The sequence below is a fragment of the Pseudomonas imperatae genome, from assembly GCF_057128625.1.
In genome coordinates this window covers 78,451-102,650 of the sequence record NZ_JBSKHP010000016.1, presented here as the reverse complement: position 1 = coordinate 102,650, position 24,200 = coordinate 78,451, and the positions used below count along the sequence as shown (strand labels likewise).

At 67.0% G+C, this 24,200-nt stretch carries 23 protein-coding genes and 1 pseudogene; 3 read left to right on the top strand and 21 right to left on the bottom strand.

From position 1 onward, the window contains the following. Nucleotides 1-75: 75 nt before the first annotated feature. Entirely contained in the window at nt 76-615 is a 540-nt protein-coding gene (locus tag ACWKWX_RS20485) for a TetR family transcriptional regulator (RefSeq protein ID WP_483828727.1), read from the bottom strand. Between the two features lie 144 nt (nt 616-759). On the opposite strand from ACWKWX_RS20485, the gene ACWKWX_RS20480 reads away from it, so the two are divergent. After that, nucleotides 760-1,548, top strand: a complete 789-nt coding sequence (locus ACWKWX_RS20480; protein WP_483828726.1) for an SDR family NAD(P)-dependent oxidoreductase — start codon at nt 760-762, stop codon at nt 1,546-1,548. Between the two features lie 9 nt (nt 1,549-1,557). Here the strand turns inward: ACWKWX_RS20480 and ACWKWX_RS20475 are convergent, their stop codons facing one another. From ACWKWX_RS20475 to ACWKWX_RS20460, 4 genes are all read right to left on the bottom strand, one after another. Beyond that, nucleotides 1,558-2,469, bottom strand: a complete 912-nt coding sequence (locus ACWKWX_RS20475; protein WP_483828725.1) for a hypothetical protein — start codon at nt 2,467-2,469, stop codon at nt 1,558-1,560. Further along, complete coding sequence (locus tag ACWKWX_RS20470; RefSeq protein WP_483828724.1) at nt 2,466-3,746, bottom strand: AAA family ATPase; 1,281 nt, start codon at nt 3,744-3,746, stop codon at nt 2,466-2,468. The genes ACWKWX_RS20475 and ACWKWX_RS20470 overlap by 4 nt, the downstream gene beginning before the upstream one ends. 114 nt (nt 3,747-3,860) lie before the next feature. Further along, nucleotides 3,861-4,820 (bottom strand): sugar phosphate isomerase/epimerase family protein, encoded by a 960-nt coding sequence (locus ACWKWX_RS20465; RefSeq protein WP_483828723.1) that lies wholly within the window; start codon nt 4,818-4,820, stop codon nt 3,861-3,863. Then, on the bottom strand, nt 4,817-5,845 hold the full coding sequence (locus tag ACWKWX_RS20460; RefSeq protein ID WP_483828722.1) for a Gfo/Idh/MocA family oxidoreductase: 1,029 nt from the start codon (nt 5,843-5,845) through the stop codon (nt 4,817-4,819). The genes ACWKWX_RS20465 and ACWKWX_RS20460 overlap by 4 nt, the downstream gene beginning before the upstream one ends. Before the next feature lie 196 nt (nt 5,846-6,041). Here ACWKWX_RS20460 and ACWKWX_RS20455 point away from each other — a divergent pair, with 196 nt between their 5' ends. After that, nucleotides 6,042-7,070, top strand: coding sequence for a LacI family DNA-binding transcriptional regulator (locus tag ACWKWX_RS20455; protein ID WP_473006588.1), 1,029 nt, complete (start codon nt 6,042-6,044; stop codon nt 7,068-7,070). A gap of 90 nt (nt 7,071-7,160) precedes the next feature. Here the strand turns inward: ACWKWX_RS20455 and ACWKWX_RS20450 are convergent, their stop codons facing one another. From ACWKWX_RS20450 to paaF, 13 genes are all read right to left on the bottom strand, one after another. Next, a complete protein-coding gene (locus tag ACWKWX_RS20450) occupies nt 7,161-8,060 on the bottom strand; it encodes a helix-turn-helix domain-containing protein (protein WP_483828721.1) in 900 nt (299 codons plus the stop codon). A 282-nt stretch (nt 8,061-8,342) separates the two neighbouring features. Beyond that, nucleotides 8,343-10,391 carry a phenylacetic acid degradation bifunctional protein PaaZ gene (paaZ, locus tag ACWKWX_RS20445; protein WP_483828720.1) on the bottom strand — a complete coding sequence of 683 codons (2,049 nt, stop codon included), beginning with the start codon at nt 10,389-10,391 and terminating at the stop codon, nt 8,343-8,345. Between the two features lie 112 nt (nt 10,392-10,503). Next, on the bottom strand, nt 10,504-11,580 hold the full coding sequence (gene paaE, locus ACWKWX_RS20440) for a 1,2-phenylacetyl-CoA epoxidase subunit PaaE (RefSeq protein WP_483828719.1): 1,077 nt from the start codon (nt 11,578-11,580) through the stop codon (nt 10,504-10,506). Between the two features lie 19 nt (nt 11,581-11,599). Then, entirely contained in the window at nt 11,600-12,133 is a 534-nt protein-coding gene (paaD, locus tag ACWKWX_RS20435; RefSeq protein WP_416424121.1) for a 1,2-phenylacetyl-CoA epoxidase subunit PaaD, read from the bottom strand. Continuing rightward, nucleotides 12,120-12,881, bottom strand: coding sequence for a 1,2-phenylacetyl-CoA epoxidase subunit PaaC (gene paaC, locus ACWKWX_RS20430; protein WP_483828718.1), 762 nt, complete (start codon nt 12,879-12,881; stop codon nt 12,120-12,122). The genes paaD and paaC overlap by 14 nt, the downstream gene beginning before the upstream one ends. An 8-nt stretch (nt 12,882-12,889) precedes the next feature. Continuing rightward, nucleotides 12,890-13,171, bottom strand: a complete 282-nt coding sequence (paaB, locus tag ACWKWX_RS20425; protein ID WP_416424123.1) for a 1,2-phenylacetyl-CoA epoxidase subunit PaaB — start codon at nt 13,169-13,171, stop codon at nt 12,890-12,892. A gap of 14 nt (nt 13,172-13,185) precedes the next feature. Next, the gene (paaA, locus tag ACWKWX_RS20420) at nt 13,186-14,175 is read right to left on the bottom strand and encodes a 1,2-phenylacetyl-CoA epoxidase subunit PaaA (protein ID WP_416424124.1); all 990 of its coding nucleotides are present in this window, start codon (nt 14,173-14,175) and stop codon (nt 13,186-13,188) included. A 217-nt stretch (nt 14,176-14,392) separates the two neighbouring features. Next, nucleotides 14,393-15,703, bottom strand: coding sequence for a phenylacetate--CoA ligase PaaK (gene paaK, locus ACWKWX_RS20415; RefSeq protein WP_483828717.1), 1,311 nt, complete (start codon nt 15,701-15,703; stop codon nt 14,393-14,395). 63 nt (nt 15,704-15,766) lie between these two features. Further along, nucleotides 15,767-16,972, bottom strand: coding sequence for a 3-oxoadipyl-CoA thiolase (gene pcaF, locus ACWKWX_RS20410; protein ID WP_483828716.1), 1,206 nt, complete (start codon nt 16,970-16,972; stop codon nt 15,767-15,769). Then, a complete protein-coding gene (gene paaI, locus ACWKWX_RS20405; protein ID WP_416424127.1) occupies nt 16,965-17,414 on the bottom strand; it encodes a hydroxyphenylacetyl-CoA thioesterase PaaI in 450 nt (149 codons plus the stop codon). Before paaI ends, pcaF begins: the two co-directional genes overlap by 8 nt. Beyond that, a complete protein-coding gene (gene paaH, locus ACWKWX_RS20400; RefSeq protein ID WP_483828715.1) occupies nt 17,407-18,924 on the bottom strand; it encodes a 3-hydroxyacyl-CoA dehydrogenase PaaH in 1,518 nt (505 codons plus the stop codon). Before paaH ends, paaI begins: the two co-directional genes overlap by 8 nt. A gap of 3 nt (nt 18,925-18,927) precedes the next feature. Further along, entirely contained in the window at nt 18,928-19,719 is a 792-nt protein-coding gene (paaG, locus tag ACWKWX_RS20395) for a 2-(1,2-epoxy-1,2-dihydrophenyl)acetyl-CoA isomerase PaaG (RefSeq protein WP_483828714.1), read from the bottom strand. A gap of 33 nt (nt 19,720-19,752) precedes the next feature. Then, entirely contained in the window at nt 19,753-20,523 is a 771-nt protein-coding gene (gene paaF, locus ACWKWX_RS20390; protein WP_483828713.1) for a 2,3-dehydroadipyl-CoA hydratase PaaF, read from the bottom strand. A gap of 342 nt (nt 20,524-20,865) precedes the next feature. On the opposite strand from paaF, the gene ACWKWX_RS20385 reads away from it, so the two are divergent. After that, on the top strand, nt 20,866-22,365 hold the full coding sequence (locus tag ACWKWX_RS20385) for an aldehyde dehydrogenase family protein (protein ID WP_483828712.1): 1,500 nt from the start codon (nt 20,866-20,868) through the stop codon (nt 22,363-22,365). Nucleotides 22,366-22,432: 67 nt separating this feature from the next. Here ACWKWX_RS20385 and ACWKWX_RS20380 read toward each other — a convergent pair whose 3' ends face one another. From ACWKWX_RS20380 to feaR, 3 genes and pseudogenes are all read right to left on the bottom strand, one after another. Further along, a complete protein-coding gene (locus ACWKWX_RS20380; RefSeq protein WP_416424132.1) occupies nt 22,433-22,681 on the bottom strand; it encodes a BrnA antitoxin family protein in 249 nt (82 codons plus the stop codon). Continuing rightward, nucleotides 22,659-22,935, bottom strand: a pseudogene (locus ACWKWX_RS20375) (BrnT family toxin). The gene ACWKWX_RS20380 and the pseudogene ACWKWX_RS20375 overlap by 23 nt, the downstream one beginning before the upstream one ends. A gap of 315 nt (nt 22,936-23,250) precedes the next feature. Next, a complete protein-coding gene (gene feaR, locus ACWKWX_RS20370; RefSeq protein WP_483828711.1) occupies nt 23,251-24,138 on the bottom strand; it encodes a transcriptional regulator FeaR in 888 nt (295 codons plus the stop codon). Nucleotides 24,139-24,200: the final 62 nt, after the last annotated feature.

Here is a 24,200-nt window from a genome sequence, read left to right as displayed (position 1 = left end):
AGCGAGCTGTTGAGGCCCTCAATGCAACGCAGTTTTTTGCCCCCTGTAGCAGCGGCCGCAGGCCGCGTCCACGCACTACGAAGCCAACCCCGCCAACGCCTGCGCGCAACACGCCTGCAGAATCTCGTCCGCCAGCGCCGAATCGTCCGGGCACGCCCTGGACAGCAGGATGGCCCCCACCAGGTGCGCCATCTCGTTGATGCGCCTGGCCCGCGCGGCTTCACCTTGCGCCTGCTCCAGCGAGCGCTCGATCGCTTGCCCGAACACCTCTTTCACCTCCGCCGGCTGGCGCGACGCATCGGCCGACAGCGCGGCCATGGTGCAGCCATCACCGGGTCCGTCGCGGTGCTCGCGCGACAGGTACTGTTTGATCAACGCCGCGCGCTCGGCCGTGCCGGTGCGCGCCTCGGTCTGGGCGAAACCACAAGCCGCGGCCTCGGTCATCAGGTCGGCCTTGGAGCGGAAATGCTTGTAGAAGCCGCCATGGGTGAAACCGGCGGCGCCCATCAGGTCGGCCACGCTGACGCCGTCGTAGCCGCGCTCGCGGAACAGGGTGGCGGCGGTGGCGACAATGTGCGCGCGGTTGGCCTGCGCCTGGGCCTTGGTGACCTTCATGTTCGTGCCTGCACAAATGGGGGAGTGACTGCCCGTCAGTATACATTGATGTTGGTTGACATCAAAATGCTTGACGGTTTAGATTTCAGTCATCATCATAAATTCAATACTAACCCAGCACGTCCAACCCAGGAGCAGGACCTCATGAGCAAGCTTCCAGCTGTTTTGATCACCGGTGCGTCCAGCGGAATCGGCGCCACCTATGCACAACGTTTCGCCCGCCGCGGCCACGACCTGGTGCTGGTGGCCCGCAACAAGGAGCGCCTGGATGCCCTGGCGGCCCGCTTGCGTGACGAAAGCGGCGTCAACATCGATGTGCTGCAGGCCGACCTGACGCAGGCCCAAGACCTGGCGCGCGTGGAGCAACGCCTGGCCGAAGACGCCACCATTGGCGTGCTGATCAACAACGCCGGCGCCGGGCAGTCAGGCGGCTTCACCCAACAAACCGCCGCCGCCATCGACAGCCTGCTGGCCCTCAACGTCACCGCGGTGACCCGCCTGGCAGCCGCCATAGCCCCGCGCCTGGCGCGCACGGGTGAAGGCGCCATCGTCAACATTGGCTCGGTGGTGGGGCTGGCCCCGGAACTGAACATGACCGTCTACGGCGCCACCAAGGCCTTCGTGCTGTTCCTGTCCCAGGGCCTGCACCTGGAACTGGGGTCCAAGGGCGTGTACGTGCAGGCCGTGCTGCCCGCCGCCACCCGCACCGAGATCTGGCAGCACTCGGGCATCGACATCAGCACCTTGCCCGAGGTGATGGAAGTCGAAGACCTGGTGGACGCCGCGCTGGTGGGCTACGACCGCCGTGAACTGGTGACCATTCCGCCGCTGCACGTGGCCGACCGCTGGGACGCGCTGGATGGCGCGCGGCGGTTGCTGCTGTCGAATCTGCGCCAGGCGCAGCCGGCCGAGCGTTATCGGGCAGCGGGCTAGGCCGCCGGTTCAGCCGATGCTTGCGGCGCGATCGTGGTCGTAAGGAGGCGCAGTGCCTGCCTCGCTAAACATGTATTCGCGGCACTGCTCGAAGACCCGTTGGGCAAGCGCGGCATCGCGTGCCCATAGCTGCTTGTAGGCGCGCAAGCAGCTGCAATGCGGCAGATTGGCCTCGGTCATGCTGGCGATGAGCCGCAGGTCCGAGGCGCTGGCGGTGCCTTGGGCCTGCGCCAGCAGTGCAGGGCCGAACAGGGCCAGCATGCGTGCCCGGTCACGGTGCAGTTGTTCGCGCTTATTGAGCCCGAAGAAGTCGATGATGATCTGCCCGCGCAACCGCCCGGGGCCATCGGCCTGGGCTGGAACTGCAACGGTGGCGATGAAGGTGACCAGGGTTTCCGGGTCTTCGCCATCGGCGCCGAGGGGATAGCACAGGTACGGTGCTTCGGCCGCAAGCTCGGCTGTCGTCGAATTGACCGCGCCACGCGGGCCTGCGACGGGGAAATAGTTGAGCTTGAACGTGGTGTTGCACACCTTGCAGGACGCGGCATAGTTGAGTGGGTCATAGGCTAGCCAGAAATAACCTGCTGGTGCTGCGTCCCCCATCGCGACTGAATAGGCGAGCTGCGGGTGCTTCCTGGGATCCGGCCACGCCAGGACAGATGACTTCGGCCGAAAATGCTCAAGGTCAAACTCGATGGTCCCGTACTGGGGGCTCTCGAATTGTCGCTCGCAAAACACGCACTTGTTGAACTGCACCTTCATGTAGACAGGTTTCACCTGGCTCCAGATCGAGGTTTTCTCCTGGAAAGCCCCCAGTTGCACCAGCTTGCGGGCGCGTTTGGCGGCGTTGCTCGACCATCGGGGCACAGCCGCTTCGATCGCATCCTCCAGGGCTGCCGGTGTGATGGAGTATTTGATCATTCCTGCCGCTTCCCACCCTTGCGTTCATCCGGGTCGGAAGGTAACGGCGCGGCTTGGGTAAGCTGGGCCAGGAAATCCAGCGCGGCGTTCGCGTCGCCCTCGGCAGCCTTGCGGAACAGTTGTTCGCCGTCCGCCTGGAAGGCCTCCGGGCGCGTGGTCTGCATGCCGAAGTAGGAGGACAGCAGCAGTTGCTCCATGCTTCTGCCGTAGACGTGCTCTTCCAGCTGCCGGACGGTGGCGGTGCCGCCGGGCGCGGTGTCGGTGATGAACACGTTCTCGCGTTTTACCGTGCTGGCCACCAGCGGGCTGTGGGAGGTGAACACAAACTGCAGCTGCGGGAAGGCGGCGGCCAGGGAGGGCACGACGCTGCGTTGCCATTCCGGGTGCAGGTGCAGGTCGATCTCGTCCACCAGCACGATGCCGGGAATCTCGTCGATGGCCTTGCCCTCGGGCGTCACGTCGCAGAGGTGCCCCAGCAGGTCGGTCACCCAGCCGATGAAGGCCTTGTAGCCATCGGAAAGCGAGGTGAATGGGGTCGGCACGCCATCGAACAGGAACAGGTATTGCTCGTCTTCTTCATCCTGCTCGCCGGTGAAGCAGACGTTGCCCGGCAGCACGCTGTTGAGCAGGTTGATCACCCGGTTGAACCGCTGTGGGTTGCGCGATTGCAGTTTTCCCAGCCACGGCTGCAACGGCCGCAGCGCCACCTGGTCTTCGAACAGCCCGGCCAGGCGCTGGTAGCGCAGGCCGCGGGAACGGCGCGCGCTGCTGGGCGAATAGTCATCGGTCTCGACCCGGCGCGTTGCGCCATAGCCCACCATGAAAAATGCCGGCGACGTGTCGTCCTCCAGCAGGCGGGCGATGGGGGAGTCGGGGGTGCTGTCGAGGTGCAGGCGGTCCTGGCTGCCTTTCGGGCCGCGGGGTTCGAGGCGCGCCAGCAGTTCGAGCTTGCGGCTGCGGGGGGCGGCTGGCGAGTAGTCTTCGCCGGTGGCCACGGCCTCGATTTTCAGCAGGCATTCCTTGACCGGGGCCTGCCCCAGGGCCGGCCGCCGTACCAGGCGGTACGGTACGAAACCGGAGTCCAGGAGCGCCGGCGCCAGTGCGGCGATGGCCAGCGCCCGCAGGATGGAAGATTTGCCGCCGCCATTGTCTCCCAGTATCAGGTTGACATTCTTCAACGCCGACACGCCCTTGCCAGTACGCCCCGGGTACTGCAGGCGCAGGACCGCCTTGCCGTAGCATTTGAAGTCGTAGATATGCAGGGATTTGGCGTACAAGAAAGAACCTCGCGGAAGCGGCTGCGGCATGACGAGCCATTCTGCGGGCGATGGGTGGCGTGTGCAACCCTGGACACCGCCCGTCCAGGGTTGCCCGCCACGGCGTGGTTTAGGTCAGATGGCCTGGGGCTTGAAGTCGGCGGCGGCGACCGGCATCACGCCTTGCAGCAGGGCGATGGATTTCTCCAGGCCCTCAAGGCTGTTGAGCAGCACGTCTTCGTGCTCCACCGACAGCCAGCCGTCATAGCCGGCCATTTTCAGGCGGTAGCAGAACTGCCGCCACCACTGCTCGCCATGGCCGAAGCCGAGGGTGATGTACGACCAGCTGCGCGCCGCAATGTCCATCAGCGAGCCGTTTTCCAGCAGCGAGTCGACCGCTTGCACCGGGGTGTTGAGCAGGGTGTCCTTGGCGTGCACGTGGTAAATCGCCTCGCCCAGGGCTTCGGCGGCCGCCAACGGGTCGGCGCCCATCCAGAACAGGTGCGAGGGGTCGAGGTTGGCGCCGATCAGCGGGCCGATGGCCGCGCGCAGTTGCAGCAGCGAGCGCACGTTGTACACGCACTGGCTGCCGTGCAGCTCGAGGGCGATGCGCTCGACGCCGTTTTCCTTGGCCAGCGCGGCGATCTCCGCCCAGAACGGCAGCAGCCGCTCCTGCCATTGGTAGCGCAGGATGGCCTGGGTTTCCGGCGGCCACGACGCCACCACCCAGTTGGGCATGCGGTCGCCGGCCTGGCCTTCGGGCAGGCCGGACATGGTGCACACGGTCTTGACCCCCAGCTCGCCGGCCACGCGAATAGTGTCCTTCAGGCATTGGCCCTGTTCGGGTTGGGTGGGGTGCAGCGGGTTGCCGTTGGCGTTGAGGGCGATGATCTCCAGGTTGCGCGTCTCGAAGCTGCGCTTGAGCTCGCGGCGTGAGGCGGTGCTGCCGAGCATCTGCGCCAGGTTGAAGTGCGGCGCCGTGGACCAGCCGCCGGTGTTGATCTCCAGGCCCGAGACTCCCAGGCGTTGCGCGTGGTCGAGCACGTCCTGGAAGGGCACGCCGCCCAGGCTGTCGGTGACGAATCCCAGTTTCATGGACGTGCTCCTTGGCGTGGCAGGTAAAGGGCAGGGGTGGCGAGGCTGTGCAGGGTGACCCGGCGGCCCTCGTTCAGGGCCTGGATGCCGGCCTGGGCCACGCTGGCGGCGCAGTAGCCGTCCCAGGCGTTGGCCGCCTGGGCGGGGAACACGCCGGTGGTGACGAACTCAAGAAACGCCTGGTCCTGCAAGCGGTAGGCGTCGGCAAAGCGCGGGCGCCAGTCGGCGGCGTAACGGTGGCCGCCGTGCAGGTGGCGGTTGACGCGGGCCTGCACCGGCGCCGCCAGCTCGATGGAGCCTTGCTCGCCCACCAGTTCGCCGCGCACGTCGTAGCCGTAGGCGGCGTTGTTGTTGACCTCGATGTTCACCAGGTGGCCGTCGCGGGTTTCCAGCACCATGAACACCGGCGCACCGACGCCTGTGCTGGAGCTGCGGGCGGGCTGGAACACGGCGATGGCGCTGTACTCGGTGCCCAGCACGTGGCGCGCCACGTCGAACTCGTGGGGGGCGGAGTTGCTGATTGCCATCTGCCCGCTGAAGTTGGCCGGCGCTTCGACGTTGCGGTGGAAGTTGTGCATCATCACCGCGCGGCCGATCAGGCCGGTGTCCAGGGCGTGCTTCATTTCCCGATAAGAGGGGTCGAAGCGGCGCATGAAGCCCAGCTGGATGAATTGGCGGCCCAGGGACGTCTCCCGGTCGATCACCGCCAGGCACTCGTCCGGGCTCTGCGACAGGGGTTTTTCGCACAGGGCCGGTTTGCCGGCGCTGATGGCGGCCATGGCCAGCGAGGCGTGGGTGTCGTCGGGGCTGGCGATGATCACCGCGTCGACGTCGGCGCGGGCGATGGCGTGCAGTGGGTCGTGGCTGGCGTCGACGGCGCCGAACTGGTCGGCCACGGCGCGGGCACGGCCAGGGGAGGGGTCGCAGATCAATTGCAGGGTGGCCCCGGGCACCTCGCGGGCGATGATGCGGGCGTGATCCTGGCCCATGATGCCGGCGCCAATGACGGCGATGCGTATGCTCATGTTCGCGTACCTGATCGGTTTGTTGTGGTTGTTGTGGGCCGATTATCAGCAGCGCCAAACCAGCCGGCAACGAGCACGAAGGTCACTTTCTGATGTGATTTCAATCAAATCAGGCGTGAGGGTTTTTTCGCCAGGTGCTGGAATAGTTGAGCCATAGGCCTATTCTTGATGGGAAATACATCAACGGGGAGATGGCATGGGCGGCGCAACACCGGGACAGGTATGGAAGGGCCCCAAGGTGCAGGACATCGCCCGGGTCGCGCGGGTGGGGCCGGCCACCGTGGACCGGGTGCTGAACAACCGCCCCGGCGTGCGCGAGGGCACGCGCCTGAAGGTGCTGGCGGCGCTGGAGAAACTGCGCCACGACCTGGCCGAGGGCCGCGCCACGTTGCAGATCAAGCTGTTCTGCGATTCGGGCGAGACCTTCAACGCCACCCTGGCCCAGGCCGAGGCGGTGGTGAACAGCTCGATGCCGGGGGTAGTGGTGCAGGGCGTGTACGTGCCCACCAGCCAGGTCGACCCGGCGGCCTTCGCCGACCGCGTGCAGGCCGAAGGGGCGTCGGCCGACGGCGTGATCGTGGTGTCGCGCGAGCACCCGGCCATCAACCGCGCCATTCGCACGCTATGTGGGCAGGGCGTTGCCGTGGTGTGCCTGACCACCGATTTGCCCAACTCCAACCGCAGCGCCTACGTGGGCAACGACCAGTACGCCGCCGGCAGCGTGGCGGGTGTATTGATAGGCAATGGGCTGCCGCGTGCGCCGGCGAAGATCCTGCTGGTGAACAGCATGCCGTTTCGTTGCCAGCAGGAGCGCGAGATGGGCTTCCGGCGGGTGCTGCGGGCGGATTTTCCGTACCTGAAGATCGATGAACGAATGATGTCCGACGATCGCCCGCAGACCACCACCGACCAACTGATGCGCTATTTCTCCAAGCATGACTACCCGGCGGCCATCTACAACGTGGCCGGCGCCAACCGCGGCGTGGCCCAGGCCATCGCCACGGTGCCAGTTGCGCAGCGGCCGATCTTCGTCGGCCATGAGCTGACAGTGCACACCCGGGCGATGCTGGAAAGCGGGGTGATGGACTACGTCATTTCCCACGACTTCGCCGGTGAGCTGGCCGCGGCGGCGCGCTGGATACGCGGCGCGGTGGAAGGCAGCCGCGCGGCGCCGGGGTTTACGCAGATAGTGGTGCATACCCGGTATAACTGCGAGGGGGGCTGAGGTGCGGCTGTTGTGGGAGCTGGCTTGCCAGCGAGCTGTCGAGGCCCTAAAAACTCGCTGGCAAGCCAGCTCCCACAAAGACAGTTGTTGTTACGGGGGGCTGGGTCTGCGGCGGTCGGAGGGTTTTTCGCCGAACAGCTTGTGGTACTGGCTGCAGAAGTAGCTGGTGTGCTCGAACCCCCATTGCGCGGCAATGTCGCTGATGCGCGCCTGGGGTTGGCGGGTGAGGGCGCGGCGTGCCTCGTTGAGGCGCACCGAGCGCAGGTACTGCACGGGGTTGACGTCGGCGACGCTCTGGAAGCTGTACTGCAACGTGCGCCGGGAAATCTTCAGGCGCCTGCACAGCTCCACCAGGCTGGCGGTGCCGTGGGGGTCTTCCATCACCAGCTCGTGGCAACGCTGCACGATGTACTGGCGGGTGGTGAAGCTGGGCTGGTGGCTGGGCTGTCCGTCCAGCGCGCCGAGCAGGCTGGCGGTCAGTTCCAGCAGCCGCGGCTTGATGCACTGGTCGGCGTGGCTGCCCAGCAACGCCACCAGTTCGCGGCAGGCACCCCGGTGGGCCAACGCCGGCAGGGCCACGCCCTGCACCGCCTGGCTGGCGCGACAGCGGGCCAGGGTGGCGTCGCTCAGCACATCGGCCAGTTCGGCGTAGGGAATGGACAGCCCCAGCACGTCCATGCCGGCGCCGGTGACGGTGCGAAATTCACGCTGGTTGGGCAGCAGGTTGAGGCCATCGAGCAGCCATTTCTGCTCGCTGCCGCCCTGTGGCCACACCAGCGGCAGAATCAGGTTGAGGTGGTCGCGCGGCAGCTGCATGTGCTGGATCGCGGCCTGGCTCAGCCGCTCGCGGAACAGGCGGATGGCGCCGACGTCGCGCACCCACAGCGCGGCGTCCAGCGGGCCGCTGCTCAGCTGGTCATAGCGCTGGTCCCAGCCGGTGAGGTGGCTGGCGTGTTCGGACATGTCGGCGGACTGAAAAAACTGCTGCATCAGGCAACCTGCTGGATGAGGGTTGGGACTGAAATTGCAATTGCCGTGCCGGTTGTGAGTAGGCGTAGTAACCTGTTGAAAACCCTGAACTAGAGCGGTTTCAACAGGCCTGGGAAAGCTCTCGTCCGTGAGAGTGTTGCAAGATGTTTCTGAATGCACCATCACGGCCCCCGCAGCGACCGTGACGGTAACAATTGGGGCGCGAACATCAGGTGGGAGCTGGCTTGCCAGCGAGCTTTTCGTGCCTCAAAAGCTCGCTGGCAAGCCAGCTCCCACCAAGGTTCAGCCTTCGCGCTTCACCACCAGGGTCAGGATGTCGTAGCTGGCCACCACTTCATCGCGCTGGTTGGTGACTTCCACGTCCCAGGCCACCACCCCCTGCGGGATGCCCTGCGGGCTCTGCTTGCCCTGGTCGATCTTGCGTTTGCAGGTCAGCCGTGCGCGGATGGTGTCGCCGATGGCCACCGGGTTGATGAAGCGCAGGGTGTCCAGGCCATAGTTGGCCAGCACCGGCCCTTCGCCCGGGGAGACGAACAGCCCGGCGGCGGCCGACAGCACGAAGTACCCGTGGGCGATGCGTTGGCCGAACTGCGAGCGGCGCGCCGCCAGCTCGTCGAAGTGCATGTAGAAATGGTCGCCGGACAGGCAGCCGAAGTTCACCAGATCGGCCTCGGTGACGGTGCGCCGGTGGGTGAGCAGCGACTCGCCGATTTGCAGGTCCTGGAAGTGCCGGCGGAACGGGTGCACTTCGGTTTCGATGACGTCGGCGCCGCGCACGTACTCGCCAGTGATGGCCGCCAGCATGGTCGGCGAACCCTGGATGGCCGCGCGTTGCAGGTAGTGCTTGACGGCGCGCAGGCCGCCCAGCTCTTCACCACCGCCGGCACGCCCCGGCCCGCCGTGCTTGAGCTGCGGCAGCGGTGAGCCGTGGCCGGTGGATTCGACGGCAGCGTGGCGGTCCAGCACCAACAGGCGGCCATGCCAGGCGGCTGCGGCCGGGATGGCCTTGGCAGCAATCTGCGGGCTCCTGGTGACCAGGCTGGCGACCAGGCTGCCTTTGCCGCGGGCGGCCAGCACCAGGGCTTCATCCAGGTCGTCGTAGGCCATCAGCGTGCTCACCGGGCCGAACGCCTCGATGTCATGGGCGCCGCCTTCGGCGTGGGCGTCGCGGGCCAGCAGCAGGGTGGGGGCGAAGAACGCGCCCTCGGCCACGCCCTCGCCACGCGGGCTGAAGCCGTCGGCGGTGCCGAACAGGGTGTCGCAGCTTTGCTGCAGCAGCGCCAGGCGCTCGCCGACGTCACGCTGCTGGGCGTGGGAGGCCAGGGCGCCCATGCGTACGCCTTCCACCGCGGGGTCACCGACCACCACTTTGGCCAGGAGCTCGCGAATGCGCGTGGCCACCGCGTCCAGGTGTTGGCGCGGGACGATGGTGCGGCGGATGGCGGTGCACTTCTGCCCGGCCTTGGTGGTCATTTCGCGCACCACTTCCTTCACGTACAGCTCGAACTCTTCGTCGTCCGGGGTCACGTCCGGGGCCAGGATGGCGCAGTTCAGCGAGTCGGCCTCGGCGGTGAAAGGCACCGAATGGCGGATCAGGTTGGGCGTGACGCGCAGCTTGGCGGCGGTGTCGGCGGAGCCGGTGAAGGTCACCAGGTCCTGGCCTTGCAGGCGGTCGAGCAGGTCGCCGGTGCTGCCGATCACCAGCTGCAGGCTGCCGGCGGGCAACAGGCCGGACTCATCCATCAGCCGCACCACCGCTTCGGTCAGGTAGCTGGTGGCCGTGGCCGGCTTGACCACGCAGGGCATGCCGGCAAGGAAGCACGGCGCGAACTTTTCCAGCATGCCCCAGATGGGGAAGTTGAAGGCGTTGATGTGCACCGCCAGGCCGCCGCGTGGCACCAGGATGTGGCTGCCGGCGAATTGGCCAAGCTTGCCCAGGGGGAACGCCGGGCCTTCGTGCACCACGTTGCCCGACGGCAGCTCGCGGCTGCCGATGCCGGCGTAGCTGAACAGCGTGGCGTTGCCGCCCTCAATGTCGATCCAGCTGTCGGCGCGGGTGGCGCCGCTGTGGTGGGACAGGGCGTAGAGCTGTTCCTTGCGCTCGGCCAGGTACAGCGCCAGGGCCTTGAGGCGCTGGGCGCGCTGCTGAAAGTCAAGGGCGGCGAGGCTATGGTTGCCGACGCGGCGGCCGTGGTCCACGGCTTCGGCGAAGTCGAGGGTGTCCTCGTGGGTGCGCGCCAGGGGCTGGCCGTTGAGGGCACTGCGCAGGGTTTGCGCGCCGTGCTGGCCGACCCAGCGGCCGGCGATGAAGGATTGCAGGGTGGGGGTCATCAGGCATCTCCACAAACAAACAGGGCATGAGCCCGTAGCAGCTGCCGCCAGGCGGCGTCAGGGGGCACCGTGGTGGCAGGGGACGCGGCCTGCGGCCGCTGCTACGGGGGTGTCAGACTTGGTCGAAATCGAGGACGACTTTCTGGCTGAGGGGGAAGGTCTGGCAGGACAGGACATAACCCGCCGCCACTTCGTAGTCCTCCAGGGCATGGTTGGCGTCCATCTCCACCTCGCCCTCGATGACCTTGCACTTGCAGGTCGAGCACACCCCGGCCTTGCACGAATAGGGCAGCTCGGCGCCGATGGCGTTGCCGGCGTCCAGCACGCTGACGGTGTTGCGCGGCAGGTCGAAGGCCAGGGCGCGGCCGTCGCTGATCACGGTGACCTGGCTTACCGCCGAGTCCAGTTGCCGCGCCGCTTCGCGGGCCTCGCGCTTGTGGCCGTCGTCGGCCACGCCGAACAGCTCGAAGTGGATGCGCTGGGCGGCCATGCCATGGGCCTTGAGCTGGTCGCGCACGGTCTCGGTCATGGCCTGGGGGCCGCAGATGAACGCGGCGTCCAGGGTTTTCACGTCGACCCAGCGGCTGAACAGTTGCTGGCACTTGGCGGCGTCGATGCGGCCGTTGTACAGGTCCACGTCCTGCTGCTCGCGGCTGAACACGAACACCAGGTTCAGGCGTTGCAGGTAGCGGTTCTTGAGGTCTTCCAGCTGCTCGCGGAACAGCGCCCCGGAGCTGGAGCGGTTGCCGTACAGCAGGGTGACGCGGCTGTGGGGCTCGTGTTCCAGGGTGGTCTTGATGATCGACAGGATCGGCGTGATGCCGCTGCCGGCCGCCACCGCCAGGTAGCTGCCGTGGCGCGCCGGGTCCAGCGGCACGCTGAACTCGCCGGCGGGCGGCATCACCTCAAGCTGGTGGCCAGCCTGCAGGTGCTGGTTGGCGTAGGCGGAAAAACGCCCGCCGGCCACCTGCTTGATCGCCACCCGCAGCTCGTTGTCGTTGACCCCGGTGCAGATGGAGTAGGAGCGGCGCACTTCCTCGCCATCCAGCTGGGTGCGCATGACCAGGTGCTGGCCCTGGGTGTAGCGGAATTCGTCCTGCAGGTGGGCCGGCACGTCGAACACGATAGACACCGCGTCGCGGGTCTCGGCGCGGACCTGCTTGATGGTCAGGCTGTGGAACTGGCTCATTGTTGTTCTCCGGTAGCCATCAGATGCACTTGAAATAGTCGAACGGCTCGCGGCATTCGACGCAGCGGTACAGCGCCTTGCAGGCCGTGGAGCCGAACTGGCTGAGCAGCTCGGTGTGGGCGCTGCCGCACTGCGGGCACAACACCTGCGGCGCCTGGCCCAGCAGCGTGCGCTTGCTGGTGCTGCCTTCGGGCGGGGCGATGCCGTAGGCGCGTAGCTGCTCGCGGCCCTGGGGGGTGATCCAGTCGGTGGTCCAGGCCGGGGTCAGCTGGCGTTGCAGGCTGGGGGCGGGGAAACCGGCCTGTTCCAGGGCGTCGCGAATGTCGCCCTCGATCACCTCGGTGGCCGGGCAGCCGGAGTAGGTGGGGGTGACCACCACCTGCAGATGCCCGGCCTCCCAGGCCAGGTCGCGGACGATGCCCAGGGCCACCACGCTGACCACCGGCACCTCCGGGTCCATGACCTGGTCCAGCACGGCCCAGGCCTGGGCCAGGTCGCCGGCCTGTTGCGGCCGAGCGCCCCGGTCGCTGACGATCAGCTCACCAGGTTGCATCGGGGTAGGCTCGCGGCAGGTATTGCATTTCGGCCAGCAGCAGGCCCAGGTGTTCGCTGTGCAGGCCCTCGCGGCCGTCGAGGTAGAACGGGCTGGCGGGCTCGGGCAGCGGCAGGGTGGCGCGGGCGAACACGTCGGCGACCTTGGCGCGCCACGCCGCTGCGACCTCCAGGGGGTCGCCGATCAGCCCGGCGGCCGCCAGGCGCTGCTCGGCGGCGCTGGGGTTGACCAGTTCCACGGTGAAGCGCCAGACCTTGGGCAGCGCCGCCAGCATGCGCGCGTGGCTTTCCTCGGTGCCGTCGCCCAGGCGCTCCACCCACTCGGCGGAGCGGCGCAGGTGGTAGGTCACCTCTTTCAGGCCCTTGGCGGCGATGCCGGCGATGCGCGCGTCGCTGGTACCGGCAAGCCCGTGCAGCACCTGCAAATGCCAGGCGTCGTAGAAGAACTGCTTGAGCATGGTTACCGCGTAATCGCCGTTGGGCTGTTCCACCAGCAGCAGGTTGCGCAGCTCGCGTTCGTTGCGCAGGAAAGCCAGGGCGTCGGCATCGCGGCCATCGGCCAGGCGCTCGGCGGCGTACTCCAGCCAGTGGCGCGCCTGGCCGATCAGGTCGAGGCCGACGTTGGCCAGGGCCAGTTCTTCTTCCAGTGCCGGCGCGTGGCCGATCCACTGGCTCAGGCGCTGGCCCTGGATCAGGGCGCTGTCACCCAGGTGCAGCAGGTAATGGGTCAGGTCGTGTTCGATGCTCATGGTCGGCCTCACATGTGCCCCACTTCGGGCGGCAGTTCGTAGAAGCTGGCGTGGCGGTAGACCTTGTCGTCGGCCGGGTCGAACAGCGGCTCCTTGTCGTCCGGCGAGGAGGCGGTGATCAGCGCCGAGGGCACCACCCACAGGCTCACGCCTTCGCTGCGTCGGGTGTACAGCTCGCGGGCGTTCTCGATGGCCATGACTGCATCGGCGGCGTGCACGCTGCCCACGTGCTTGTGGTTGAGGCCGTGCTTGCTGCGCACGAAGACTTCGAACAGGGTCCAGTCGGACATGGGGTTTCTCCAGCTCAGGCGGCGTTCTTGTTGTGATGTTTGCGGGCGTGGGCCACGGCGGCCTGGCGCACCCAGGCGCCGTCCTCGATGGCCTGCTTGCGGGTGGAGACGCGTTCGGCGTTGCACGGGCCGTTGCCCTTGAGCACTTCGTGGAATTCATCCCACTGGATGGCACCGAAGTCGTAATGGCCGGTCTCGGCGTTCCATTTCAGCTCCGGGTCGGGGCAGGTGCAGCCCAGCAGTTCGAGTTGCGGGATGGTCTGGTCGACGAAGCGCTGGCGCAGTTCGTCGTTGCCCTGGCGCTTGATTTTCCAGGCCATGGACTGGGCGCTGTTGGGCGAGTGTTCGTCGCTGGGGCCGAACATCATCAGTGCCGGCCACCACAGGCGGTTGATGGCGTCCTGCACCATGTCCTTCTGGGCCTGGGTGCCGTGGCGCATCATGGTCAGGAGCATTTCGTAGCCCTGGCGCTGGTGGAAGCTCTCTTCCTTGCAGATGCGCACCATGGCCCGGGCGTAGGGGCCGTAGGAGGTGCGCTGCAGCACCACCTGGTTGACGATGGCGGCGCCATCCACCAGCCAGCCTACCGCGCCCATGTCGGCCCAGCTCAGGGTGGGGTAGTTGAAGATGCTCGAATACTTGGCCTTGCCGGCGTGCATCTTGGCAATTTCTGTATCGCGATCGGCGCCTAGGGTTTCCATGGCGCTGTACAGGTACAGGCCGTGGCCGGCTTCGTCCTGGATCTTGGCCATCAACTGCAGCTTGCGCTTGAGCGTCGGCGCGCGGGTGACCCAGTTGCCTTCGGGCAGCATGCCGACGATTTCCGAGTGGGCGTGCTGGGAGATCTGGCGAATCAGGGTTTGCCGGTAGGCGTCGGGCATCCAGTTCTTGGCTTCAATCTTGATTTCAGCGTCGATACGTGCCTGGAAGGCGCGTTCCTGGGCGTCCATCTCGTCGAGGGTCTTGAGGCGCTTGACGCCGGTTTCCACTAGCTGTGCGTACATGAAGGGTCTCCGCCATGAGGGGGCATGGCTATTTTATAAGTGATACAGAATTAAATATCAAATACAAAATATGCGTATCAAATAAATTTCCGTATCACGTTTCCGAGGCAAACGAATCCCGTAGCAGCGGCCGCAAGGCCGCGTCATGGGCGCTGCGGTGCAGCAGGTACACCGCGGGGTGAGGGGAAGGACGCGGCCTGCGGCCGCTGCTACGGGGTTACTGGCGTTTGTCGAAGACGTGGGCGGCCTTGCCTTCCGAGCGCTTGAGGGAGTGCAGCGGCTGCAGCAGCACGCGGGTGCTGATGCCGATGTAGGTCTTGATCTGCTTGCTCAGCTCGTTGCACACGGCCTGCTGCTGGGCAGTGTCGAGGTGCTGCTGTTCGGGGCGCAGTTCCACGTGGACGTCCACCGAATCGAGGTTGCCGTTGCGATACAGGTGCATCTCGTAGCATTCGCTGAGCTGTTTGATTTTCAGCACCTGCTCTTCCACCTGGGTGGGGAACACGTTGACCCCGCGGATGATCAGCATGTCGTCGCTGCGCCCGGTGATCTTGTCCATGCGCCGCATCGGCCGGCCACTGCCGGGCAACAGCCGGGTGAGGTCGCGGGTGCGGTAGCGGATCATCGGCAGGGCCTCCTTGCTCAGGGAGGTGAACACCAGCTCGCCGAACTGGCCGTCGGGCAGCACCTGGCCGGTGACCGGGTCGATGATTTCCGGGTAGAAGTGGTCTTCCCAGATAGTCGGGTGGCCGCGGCTGTCGGCGCATTCCATGGCCACGCCCGGGCCCATGATCTCCGACAGGCCATAGATGTCCTGGGCGACGATGCCCAGGCGGCGCTCGATGGCGCCGCGCAACTCGTCGGTCCAGGGTTCGGCGCCGAAGATGCCCAGGCGCAGGGCAAGTTTCTGCGGGTCGATGCCCTGGCGCTCGATCTCGTCGGCGATGTTGAGCATGTACGAGGGCGTGACCATGATGATGTCGGGGTTGAAGTCACGGATCAGCTGCACCTGTTTCTCGGTCTGCCCACCCGACATGGGGATCACCGTGCAGCCCAGGCGCTCGGCGCCGTAGTGGGCGCCCAGGCCGCCAGTGAACAGGCCGTAGCCGTAGGAAATGTGCACCTTGTCGCCGCGCTTGCCGCCGGCGGCGCGAATCGAGCGGGCGACGATGTTGGCCCAGGTGTCGATGTCGTTCTGGGTGTAGCCCACCACGGTGGGCTTGCCGGTGGTGCCGCTGGAGGCGTGCAGGCGCACCACCTCGTGCTGGGGCACGGCGAACATGCCGTAGGGGTAGTTGTCGCGCAGGTCGTTCTTGCCGGTGAAGGGGAAGCGGCCCAGGTCGTCCAGCGACTTCAGGTCGTCGGGGTGCAGGCCCAGGGCGTCGAAGCGCTGGCGGTACAGCGGCACGTTCTGGTAGGCGTGGGTGAGGCTCCAGCGCAGGCGCTGCAGCTGGTGTTCGCGCAGTTGGTCGACGCTGGCGGTTTCGAACGGGTCCAGCAAGGCTTCAGGGTCAAGGTGCATGTTCATGGTTTCACTCGAATTGTTCTTGTGTGAGTGTCCGGCCCGCAGCAGGGCGGGCTGTGCATAGGCTTACAGGCGTTCGATGATCAAGGCAATGCCCTGGCCGACGCCGATGCACATGGTGCACAGGGCGTAGCGGCCATTGGTCTGTTCCAGCTGGTGCAGGGCGGTGGTCACCAGGCGCGCGCCGCTCATGCCCAGCGGGTGGCCCAGGGCAATGGCGCCACCGTTGGGGTTCACCCGCGGGTCGTCGTCGGCCAGGCCCAGTTCACGCAGCACGGCCAGGCCCTGGGCGGCGAAGGCTTCGTTGAGTTCGATCACGTCCATGTCGGCCAGGGCCAGGTTGGCGCGCTCCAGCACCTTGCGCGTGGCGGGCACCGGGCCGATGCCCATGATGCGCGGCTCGACGCCGGTGGTGGCCATGGCCAGCACCCGGCCACGGGCCTTGAGGCGGTAGCGCTCGGCTGCTTGCGGGCTTGCCAGCAGCAGCGCGCAGGCGCCGTCGTTGACCCCCGAGGCGTTGCCGGCGGTGACGCTGCCGTTGGCGCGGAACGGCGTGCCCAGCTTGTGCAGTTGCTCAAGGGTAGTATCGCCGCGCGGATGCTCGTCGTGCTCTACGACTTTGGCCGGGCCCTTGCGCTGGGCGATACTGACCGCGACGATTTCCCGTGCCAGGCGCCCGTTGGCCTGGGCGGCGGCGGCGCGTTGCTGGCTGCGCAGGGCAAAGGCGTCCTGGTCGGCGCGGCTGATGTTGAACTGCGCGGCGACGTTCTCGGCGGTCTCGGGCATCGAGTCGATGCCGTACTGCGCCTGCATCAGCGGGTTGACGAAGCGCCAGCCGATGGTGGTGTCGAACAGCTCGGCCTGGCGCGAAAACGCCGTCTCGGCCTTGCCCATCACCAGTGGCGCGCGGGACATGGATTCCACGCCACCCACCAGCATCAGCCCGGTCTCGCCGCTGCGAATCGCCCGCGCTGCCGTGCCCACCGCGTCCAGCCCCGAGCCACACAGGCGGTTGAGGGTGGTACCGGGCACGCTCACCGGCACGCCGGCCAACAGCGCCGACATGCGCGCCACGTTGCGGTTGTCCTCGCCGGCCTGGTTGGCGCAGCCATAGATGACGTCGTCCACCTGGCTCCAGTCCACCTGCGGGTGGCGCTCGAGCAGGGCGCGCAGGGGCACGGCGCCCAGGTCGTCGGCGCGCACGCCGCTGAGGGCGCCGCCGTAGCGGCCGATGGGGGTGCGCACGGCGTCGATGATAAGGGCATCAGTCATGAGGGTTCTCCGGCGTCAGCACGGTGCCGCGCACTTGGTAGGACTTGCCCCGGAACAGGGCGATCAGTTGGCCGTTCTGGTTTTCGATGCGCACGTCGTAGGTGCCGGTGCGGCCGCGACGGCTGAGTTCGTGGCAGGTGGCGGTAAGCACGTCGCCCACCGGCACCGCGCCGATGTACTCGATGCTGCAACCCTGGGCCACGGTGGCCAGGTCGTAGCTGTTGCAGGCCACGGCGAACGCCGAGTCGGCCAGGGCGAAGATGAAGCCGCCGTGGCAGGTGCGGTGGCCCTGGAGCATGTCGGGGCGCACGGTCATGGTCAGCTGTGCGTAGCCGGCGTCGGCGTCCAGCAGGTGCAGGCCCAGGGCGTGGCTGGCATTGTCGCGTTCCAGCAGCGCCATGGCGCATTGCTGGGCCAGGTCGCGGGCGGTGGCTTCAGTCATGCAGGTTTCTCCCTTGCGCCAGGCAGCGGCGCAGCAGCAACGAGGGGCGGTAGCGCTCTTCGCCGTAGGCGGCCTGCAGGTGCTGCAGCACGGCCACGACCGTGTCCAGCCCCAGGGCGTCGGCCCAGGCCAGCGGCCCGCGCGGGTAATTGACGCCGGCGCGCATGGCCAGGTCGATGTCGGCTGCCGAGGCCACGCCTTGCAGCGCGGCGTCGGCGCCTTCATTGGCGAGCATGGCCACGGTGCGCAGCACGCACAGGCCGGGGCTGTCGGCGAGGGCGCTGACGGCCAGGCCGGCGCGGTTCAGCAGGGCCACGGCCTGGTCGATGGCGGCGGGCGAGGTGGCGGCTGCCCGGCTGATGCCGATGCGCGTGGCCGTGGCAAAGTCCAGGGCCAGGTCCAGCAGCACCAGGTGTTGCAGGCCGTGGTCCAGGGCGCGCTGGCTGGCCATGCGGCCGTCGGACAGGGCCAGCACGGCGTCGCCGCAGCGCAGCAGGCCGTTGCCGGGGCGGCGGGTCACCTGCACGCCCTGGGCTTCCAGGCGTGCCAGCAGGCCGTCGAGCAGCGGCGGCAGGCCTTCCGCCACGCAGTGCTGCACCGTGGCGCTGCTGGCCAGGGTGTGCGGCAGCGGCCGTTGCGCGCCGTCGCGGTAGTCGTAGAAGCCCTGGCCGCTCTTGCGGCCCAGGCGCCCGGCGTCCACCAGCTCCTTCTGCAGCAGCGAGGGCTGGAAGCGCATGTCCTGGTAATAGGCGTCGAACACCGAGCAGGTCACCGCGTAATTGACGTCGTGGCCGATCAGGTCGGTCAGCTCGAAGGCGCCCATGGCAAAGCCACCGGCCTCGCGCAGCAGGGCGTCGAGGGTGGCGCTGTCGGCGGCCCCTTCCTGCAGCAGGCGCAGGCTCTCGGCGTAGAACGGCCGGGCCACGCGGTTGACGATAAAGCCCGGCGTTGAGCGGGTGTGCACCGGCCGTTTGCCCCAGGCGCTGGCAGTGTCATGCAGGGTGCGCGCGGTGTGCTCGGCGGTGGCCAGGCCGCTGACCACTTCCACCAGCGCCATCACCGGCGCCGGGTTGAAGAAATGCAGGCCGGCGAAGCGCTCGGGGTGTGCCAACTCGGCCGCCAGGGTGGTGATGGACAGCGACGAGGTGTTGCTGGCCAGCAGGCAGTCGGGCGCGCACAGGCGCTCCAGTTCGGCGAACAGTTGGCGCTTGACCGCCAGTTGCTCGACGATGGCCTCGATCACCAGGCGGGCGTCGGCCAGTGCGGGCAGGGCGTCGCAGGCGTGCAGGTTGGCCAGGCAGGCGAGGCGGGCGCTGTCGGCCAGCTTGCCGGCCTTCACCCGCTGGCCCAGGCGCTGGTCGATGGCGGCGATGGCCTGGGCGGCGGCGCCGGTGCGGTTGTCGTAGAGCTTCACCGGGTGCCCGGCCTGGGCGGCCACCTGGGCGATGCCGGCGCCCATGGCACCGGCGCCGATCACCGCCACTTCGGCGGACAAGGGCAATGCGGCCATGGCTCAGTTCCCCTTGAACGCGGCGGGGCGCTTGGCCATGAACGCGGCCACGCCTTCGCGGTAGTCGTGGCTGCGCCCGGCCAGGCGTTGCAGGTCGCGTTCAAGTTCCAACTGCTGGTCCAGGCTGTTGTCGAAACTGGCGTTGAGGCTGCGCTTGATCAGCGCCAGGCCGTAGGTGGGCTGGGTGGCCAGGTGGCGCGCCAGTTTCAGCGCTTCGTCGCGCAGCGCGTCGTCATCCACGCAGCGGTAGATCAGGCCCCATTGCTCGGCCTGTTCGGCGCTCAGGCGTTCGCCCAGCAGGGCCAGGGCCTTGGCGCGGGCCATGCCCACAAGTCGTGGCAGCGCCCAGGTGCCGCCCGAGTCGGGGATCAGGCCGATCTTGCAGAACGCCTGGATGAAGCTGGCCGAGCGCGCCGCCAGCACCAGGTCACAGGCCAGCGGGATGTTCGCGCCGGCGCCGGCGGCCACGCCGTTGACCGCGCAAACCACCGGCAGCGGCAGCTCGCGCAGGGCGCGGATCAGCGGGTTGTAGAACTGCTCGATGGACTGGCCCAAATCCGGCGCGTCGGCGCCGGGGGCGACGTTGCGGTCGGCCAGGTCCTGCCCTGCGCAGAAGCCGCGGCCTTCGCCGGTCAGCAGCAGCACGCGCACGCTGGCGTCCTGGCGCACGCGCTTGAGGGCTTCGCGCACCTCGCCGTGCATCTGGGCGTTGAAGCTGTTGAGTTGCTCGGGACGGTTGAGGCTGAGCAAGGCGACGCCGTCGTCGATGGCGAACACGATGGTTTCGAAGGTCATGGCTGGGGTGCCCCTGGAGGGTGAACGGATGGGTTACTGCCCGCGGAACTGCGGGCGGCGCTTGTCCTGGAAGGCGCGGATGCCTTCGTCGCGGTCCTGGGTGCCGGCCAGCAGCGTGAAGGCGTGGCGTTCGAAGCGCAGGCCGCTGGCAAGGTCGGTGTCCTGGGCCTTGAGCAGCGCTTCCTTGGCCAGGCGCACGGCCAGCGGCGCCTTCTCGGCAATGCGCCGGGCGATGGCCAGGGCGCGTTCCACGGTGAATTCCGGCTCGGTGATTTCGCTGACCAGCCCGGCCTCCAGGGCCTGGCGGGCGCCGATGGGCTCGCCGGTGAGCACCATCTGCATGGCCAGGGACTTGCCCACGGCCCGCAACAAACGCTGGGTGCCGCCGGCGCCGGGCATGATGCCGAGGTTGATTTCCGGTTGGCCAAACAGCGTGTCGCGCCCGGCAATCAGGATGTCGGCGTGCATCGCCAGCTCGCAGCCGCCGCCCAGGGCATAGCCATTGACGGCGGCGACCAGGGGCTTGGTGAAGGCGGTGATGCGCTGCCAGGAGGCCACGCGCGGGTCATTGAGGATGCCCACCAGGTCGCGTTCGGCCATTTCCTTGATGTCGGCACCGGCGGCAAAGGCCTTGCGGCTGCCGGTCAGCACCACGGCGCGGGTGTCCGGGCACTGCTCGGCGTCGCTCAGTGCTGCGGCCAGCTCGGCGAGCAGTTGGGTATTGAGCGCGTTCAGCGCCTCGGGGCGGTGGAGGGTGACCAGGCGGACGGCGTCCACCTGTTCGACCACAAGCAGTGCAGGCATGGGCAGGCCTCACGGGTGTGCCCGGCTATCGTGGCCGGGCTGATTATTGGAGCGGCTGGGGTGGCCGATGGGCTCAGTATAATCACAATGCGATACACAAAAACAATATCAAAAATACAATACCGTGTCTCAATTGTTGCTTGGCCCCGTAGCAGCGGCCCCAGGCCGCGTCCCAGGTCCCACGGTTTTGCAGGAAGACCGCGTTGTGGCCGGACGTGGCCTGGTGGCCGCTGCTACGGGGGGTGTGGCAGGCTGGGAAATTGAATTGGCAGGCAGGGGAAACTGGCGCCTCGCCGGTTTGCTTAAGCTGGTCGCACGCCCCTTTCAGCAAGGACACCCCCCATGGCCAGTCAAACCGTTTACCCCCTCGACAGTGTCACCGCCTTCCTCGGCCGCCAGCACGGCCTCTACATCGACGGCGCCTGGGTAGCCGCGCGCGGCGAAGGCAACCTGCCGGTGTACAACCCGGCCACCGGCGCACAGATCGCCGCCACCGCCGACGCCGACGCAAGCGATGTAGACCGTGCGGTCCAGTCGGCCCACAAGGCCTTCACCTCCGGGGTGTGGTCACGGCGCCTGCCGGCCGAGCGCGAGCGCATCCTGCTGCGCTACGCCGACCTGCTGGAGCAGCACGCCGAGGAGCTGGCGCAGCTGGAAACCCTGGAGCAGGGCAAGTCCATCGCCATCGCCCGTGCTTTTGAGGTGGGCAGCACGCTGAACTGGATGCGCTACACCGCAGGCCTGGCCACCAAGCTGTCGGGGCGCACCCTGGACTTGTCCATCCCGGTGCCGGACGGCGCGCGCTACACCGCGTTTACCCGCAAGGAGCCGGTGGGCGTGGTGGCCGGCATCGTGCCGTGGAACTTCCCGCTGATGATTGGCATGTGGAAGGTGATGCCGGCGCTGGCGGCGGGCTGCTCCATCGTCATCAAGCCGTCGGAAATCACCCCGCTGACCCTGATGCGCATGGCCGAACTGGCCACCGAGGCCGGGGTGCCGCCGGGCGTGTTCAACCTGGTGACCGGCAGCGGCGGCGTGTGCGGCCGGGTGCTGAGCACCCACCCGTTGATCAGCAAAATCAGCTTTACCGGCTCCACGGCGACCGGGAAGGGTATCGCCAGGAGCGCTGTCGATCGGCTGACGCGTATCACGTTGGAGCTGGGCGGCAAGAACCCCGCCATCGTGCTCAAGGACGCCGACATCCAGCAGGTGGTGGAAGGCCTGATGATGGGCAGCTTCCTCAACCAGGGCCAGGTGTGCGCGGCCAGTTCGCGCATCTACGTGGAGGCGCCGATCTTCGACCAGGTGGCGGCGGCGTTCGAAGGGGCGGTGAAGGGGCTGAGCGTCGGCCCGGGCATGGACCCGACGTTCCAGATCAACCCGCTGGCCTCGCAGCCCCACCAGGCCAAGGTGCTGGCGTACCTGGAGGACGCGCGCCGCCAGGATGCCGAGCTGATCAGTGGCGCCAAGGCACCGGACGGCAATGGCTTCTACGTGTCGCCGACGCTGGTGATCAACCCCGACGACCAGCTCAAGCTGACCCGCGAGGAAGTGTTCGGCCCGGTGCTGTGCCTGAGCCGCGTGGACGACGTGGAGCAGGCGCTGGCCCTGGCCAACGACTCCGACTACGGCCTGACCGCCAGCCTGTGGACTCGCGACCTGAACGCGGCGATGAACCTGACCCCGCGTATCGAAGCGGGCACGGTATGGGTCAACAGCCATACGCTGATCGATGCCAACATGCCGTTTGGTGGCTTCAAGCAGTCGGGCACCGGGCGTGATTTTGGCGCCGATTGGCTGGAGGCGTTCACTGAAACCAAGTCGGTGTGCATACGTCACTGATCTGGGCAGCTTTCTTCAGCAACGCGGCGCCTGTGGACGCGGCCTGCGGCCGCTGCTACGGGGGGCGTTAGCGCTTGTGCGCTTCCATATACAGCCGCAGTAGCTGATTTATGCGGGTTTGGTAACCGCTGCCCTGATCCTTGAACCACTCCAGCACATCCACGTCAAGGCGTATTGTGACCGCTTGCTTGGGGGGGATGTGCAGCTCTGCGTTCTTGAAAAAAGCGTCGCCCAGTTCCGGAACGTCCGATGTGTCGATCTGCTCGTCGGTTTGGGCTGCGAGTCGCTGCCAGTCAGTTCTTGATGCTTTGGACATATCGTTTTGCCTCCTGCCGAGTGGCCTTGCGTGCCGAAATGATTCGAATGATGCCTTGGCGCCGCTCGGTGTGAACAACCACGCTGACAAACGTTCGAAGCGCTCCCAGGCTGATCCAGCGCTCCTCCAGATAGCCGAAGCGATCGTCGCGCATCGTCAAAAGCGGATGGTTGAATAGCTCTGGGACATCGTTGAAATCTATCCCATGTTTTTGCAGGTTGATTTGGCTTATCTTCGTCCCACTCAAATTTCATGAGTGGTCCTGTATTTACAGGTGTACATACAGTAGCCTCTTTTGCCGAGGCGGAAACCCGTTCGTCCGCCAGAATTACGCGGACGTTATTGCCCTTGGCGGCTTGGGACAAGCGCAAAACCTGTGCAATCGACAGTTTCAGATGGCTCTGACATTGTTGCTGGGCTTGGTCCTACGCCGGCTGTTTATCAGGGCCATATGATTACTGGCTCCCGTAGCAGCTGCCGCCAGGCGGCGTCCGGCCTTTCCGCATTTTCTTGGCAATACCACGGCGCTTTCGGGCGCGGCCTGACGGCCGCTGCTACGGGAAGGTGGGTCAATGGCGGCGGCGATACTCGCCGGGCGCCACGCCGAAGCGGGCCTTGAAGGCGGTGTTGAAGTGGCTGCTGTTGGTGAAGCCCCACTGGTAGGCCAGGGCGGCGAGCTTGGTGCTGGGGGTGCCGTCGCGCAGGTTTTGCGCGCAGCGGTCCAGGCGGCGGTCGCGGATGTGCTGGGCGACGCTGGCGCCGTGGCGGCCGAAGGCGCGGTATAGGCCCCGCAGGGACATGCCGCATTCATGGGCAACGCGTTCAGGGGTCAGCTCGCTATCGCCCAGGTGCTGCTCGATCCACGCCACGCAGCGCCGGTAAGCCTTGGCCTGGCTGTCCTCGTCCATGTCCCTGTGTAGCAAGGCGGGGCGCAGCAGGCCCAGGATCGCGTCCAGCACGGCCTCGCTTTCGCCCTGGGAAAGGTCGTCGCGCAGCCGAGTGCCCAGCAACAACTGGGTGGCCAGGCCGGCGACCGGCACACCACTCGCTACTTTCTGGCCAGGCTGTAGCAGGCCCTGGCCCCGCGCATGCGGCACGATCAGCGACAATTGCCGCGCCGGCCCCTGGTAGTCGAAGGCGCTGGGGCAGTGGTTGTCGATGAACATGATGTCGCCCGGCTGCAGCGTTTCGCGCACCTCGCCCTGGCGCATCTGCGCCGTGCCTTCGAGTTGGAACACCGCGAAAAAATGATGCTCGCCACTCTGCTGCACCTCGCGGTGCTGGCGGACCAGGCGTGCCTGGGCGGCGTGCACGGTGCTCATTTTCAGCGCGCCTTGCCGGTGTTCGACGATGCGGCCCTGGAAGCCGGCGCCCGTGGCCTGGCCGTCGAAGCGGTCGCAGATGCGGTTGATGGCGTGCAGCCAGCCGTCGAACGCCGCGTCAGGGGAAATACTCATGGTCGCCCTCACTGATTATGTGATACAAAAAACATAACAATAAGCACTAATATCGTGCCACA

Bases quoted from the DNA above. Each gene is read 5' to 3' on its own strand.
- ACWKWX_RS20485 (WP_483828727.1), bottom strand. From the start codon at position 615: ATGAAGGTCACCAAGGCCCAGGCGCAGGCCAACCGCGCGCACATTGTC.
- ACWKWX_RS20480 (WP_483828726.1), top strand. From the start codon at position 760: ATGAGCAAGCTTCCAGCTGTTTTGATCACCGGTGCGTCCAGCGGAATC.
- ACWKWX_RS20475 (WP_483828725.1), bottom strand. From the start codon at position 2,469: ATGATCAAATACTCCATCACACCGGCAGCCCTGGAGGATGCGATCGAA.
- ACWKWX_RS20465 (WP_483828723.1), bottom strand. From the start codon at position 4,820: ATGAAACTGGGATTCGTCACCGACAGCCTGGGCGGCGTGCCCTTCCAG.
- ACWKWX_RS20460 (WP_483828722.1), bottom strand. From the start codon at position 5,845: ATGAGCATACGCATCGCCGTCATTGGCGCCGGCATCATGGGCCAGGAT.
- ACWKWX_RS20455 (WP_473006588.1), top strand. From the start codon at position 6,042: ATGGGCGGCGCAACACCGGGACAGGTATGGAAGGGCCCCAAGGTGCAG.
- ACWKWX_RS20450 (WP_483828721.1), bottom strand. From the start codon at position 8,060: ATGCAGCAGTTTTTTCAGTCCGCCGACATGTCCGAACACGCCAGCCAC.
- paaZ (WP_483828720.1), bottom strand. From the start codon at position 10,391: ATGACCCCCACCCTGCAATCCTTCATCGCCGGCCGCTGGGTCGGCCAG.
- paaE (WP_483828719.1), bottom strand. From the start codon at position 11,580: ATGAGCCAGTTCCACAGCCTGACCATCAAGCAGGTCCGCGCCGAGACC.
- paaD (WP_416424121.1), bottom strand. From the start codon at position 12,133: ATGCAACCTGGTGAGCTGATCGTCAGCGACCGGGGCGCTCGGCCGCAA.
- paaC (WP_483828718.1), bottom strand. From the start codon at position 12,881: ATGAGCATCGAACACGACCTGACCCATTACCTGCTGCACCTGGGTGAC.
- paaB (WP_416424123.1), bottom strand. From the start codon at position 13,171: ATGTCCGACTGGACCCTGTTCGAAGTCTTCGTGCGCAGCAAGCACGGC.
- paaA (WP_416424124.1), bottom strand. From the start codon at position 14,175: ATGTACGCACAGCTAGTGGAAACCGGCGTCAAGCGCCTCAAGACCCTC.
- paaK (WP_483828717.1), bottom strand. From the start codon at position 15,703: ATGAACATGCACCTTGACCCTGAAGCCTTGCTGGACCCGTTCGAAACC.
- pcaF (WP_483828716.1), bottom strand. From the start codon at position 16,972: ATGACTGATGCCCTTATCATCGACGCCGTGCGCACCCCCATCGGCCGC.
- paaI (WP_416424127.1), bottom strand. From the start codon at position 17,414: ATGACTGAAGCCACCGCCCGCGACCTGGCCCAGCAATGCGCCATGGCG.
- paaH (WP_483828715.1), bottom strand. From the start codon at position 18,924: ATGGCCGCATTGCCCTTGTCCGCCGAAGTGGCGGTGATCGGCGCCGGT.
- paaG (WP_483828714.1), bottom strand. From the start codon at position 19,719: ATGACCTTCGAAACCATCGTGTTCGCCATCGACGACGGCGTCGCCTTG.
- paaF (WP_483828713.1), bottom strand. From the start codon at position 20,523: ATGCCTGCACTGCTTGTGGTCGAACAGGTGGACGCCGTCCGCCTGGTC.
- ACWKWX_RS20385 (WP_483828712.1), top strand. From the start codon at position 20,866: ATGGCCAGTCAAACCGTTTACCCCCTCGACAGTGTCACCGCCTTCCTC.
- ACWKWX_RS20380 (WP_416424132.1), bottom strand. From the start codon at position 22,681: ATGTCCAAAGCATCAAGAACTGACTGGCAGCGACTCGCAGCCCAAACC.
- feaR (WP_483828711.1), bottom strand. From the start codon at position 24,138: ATGAGTATTTCCCCTGACGCGGCGTTCGACGGCTGGCTGCACGCCATC.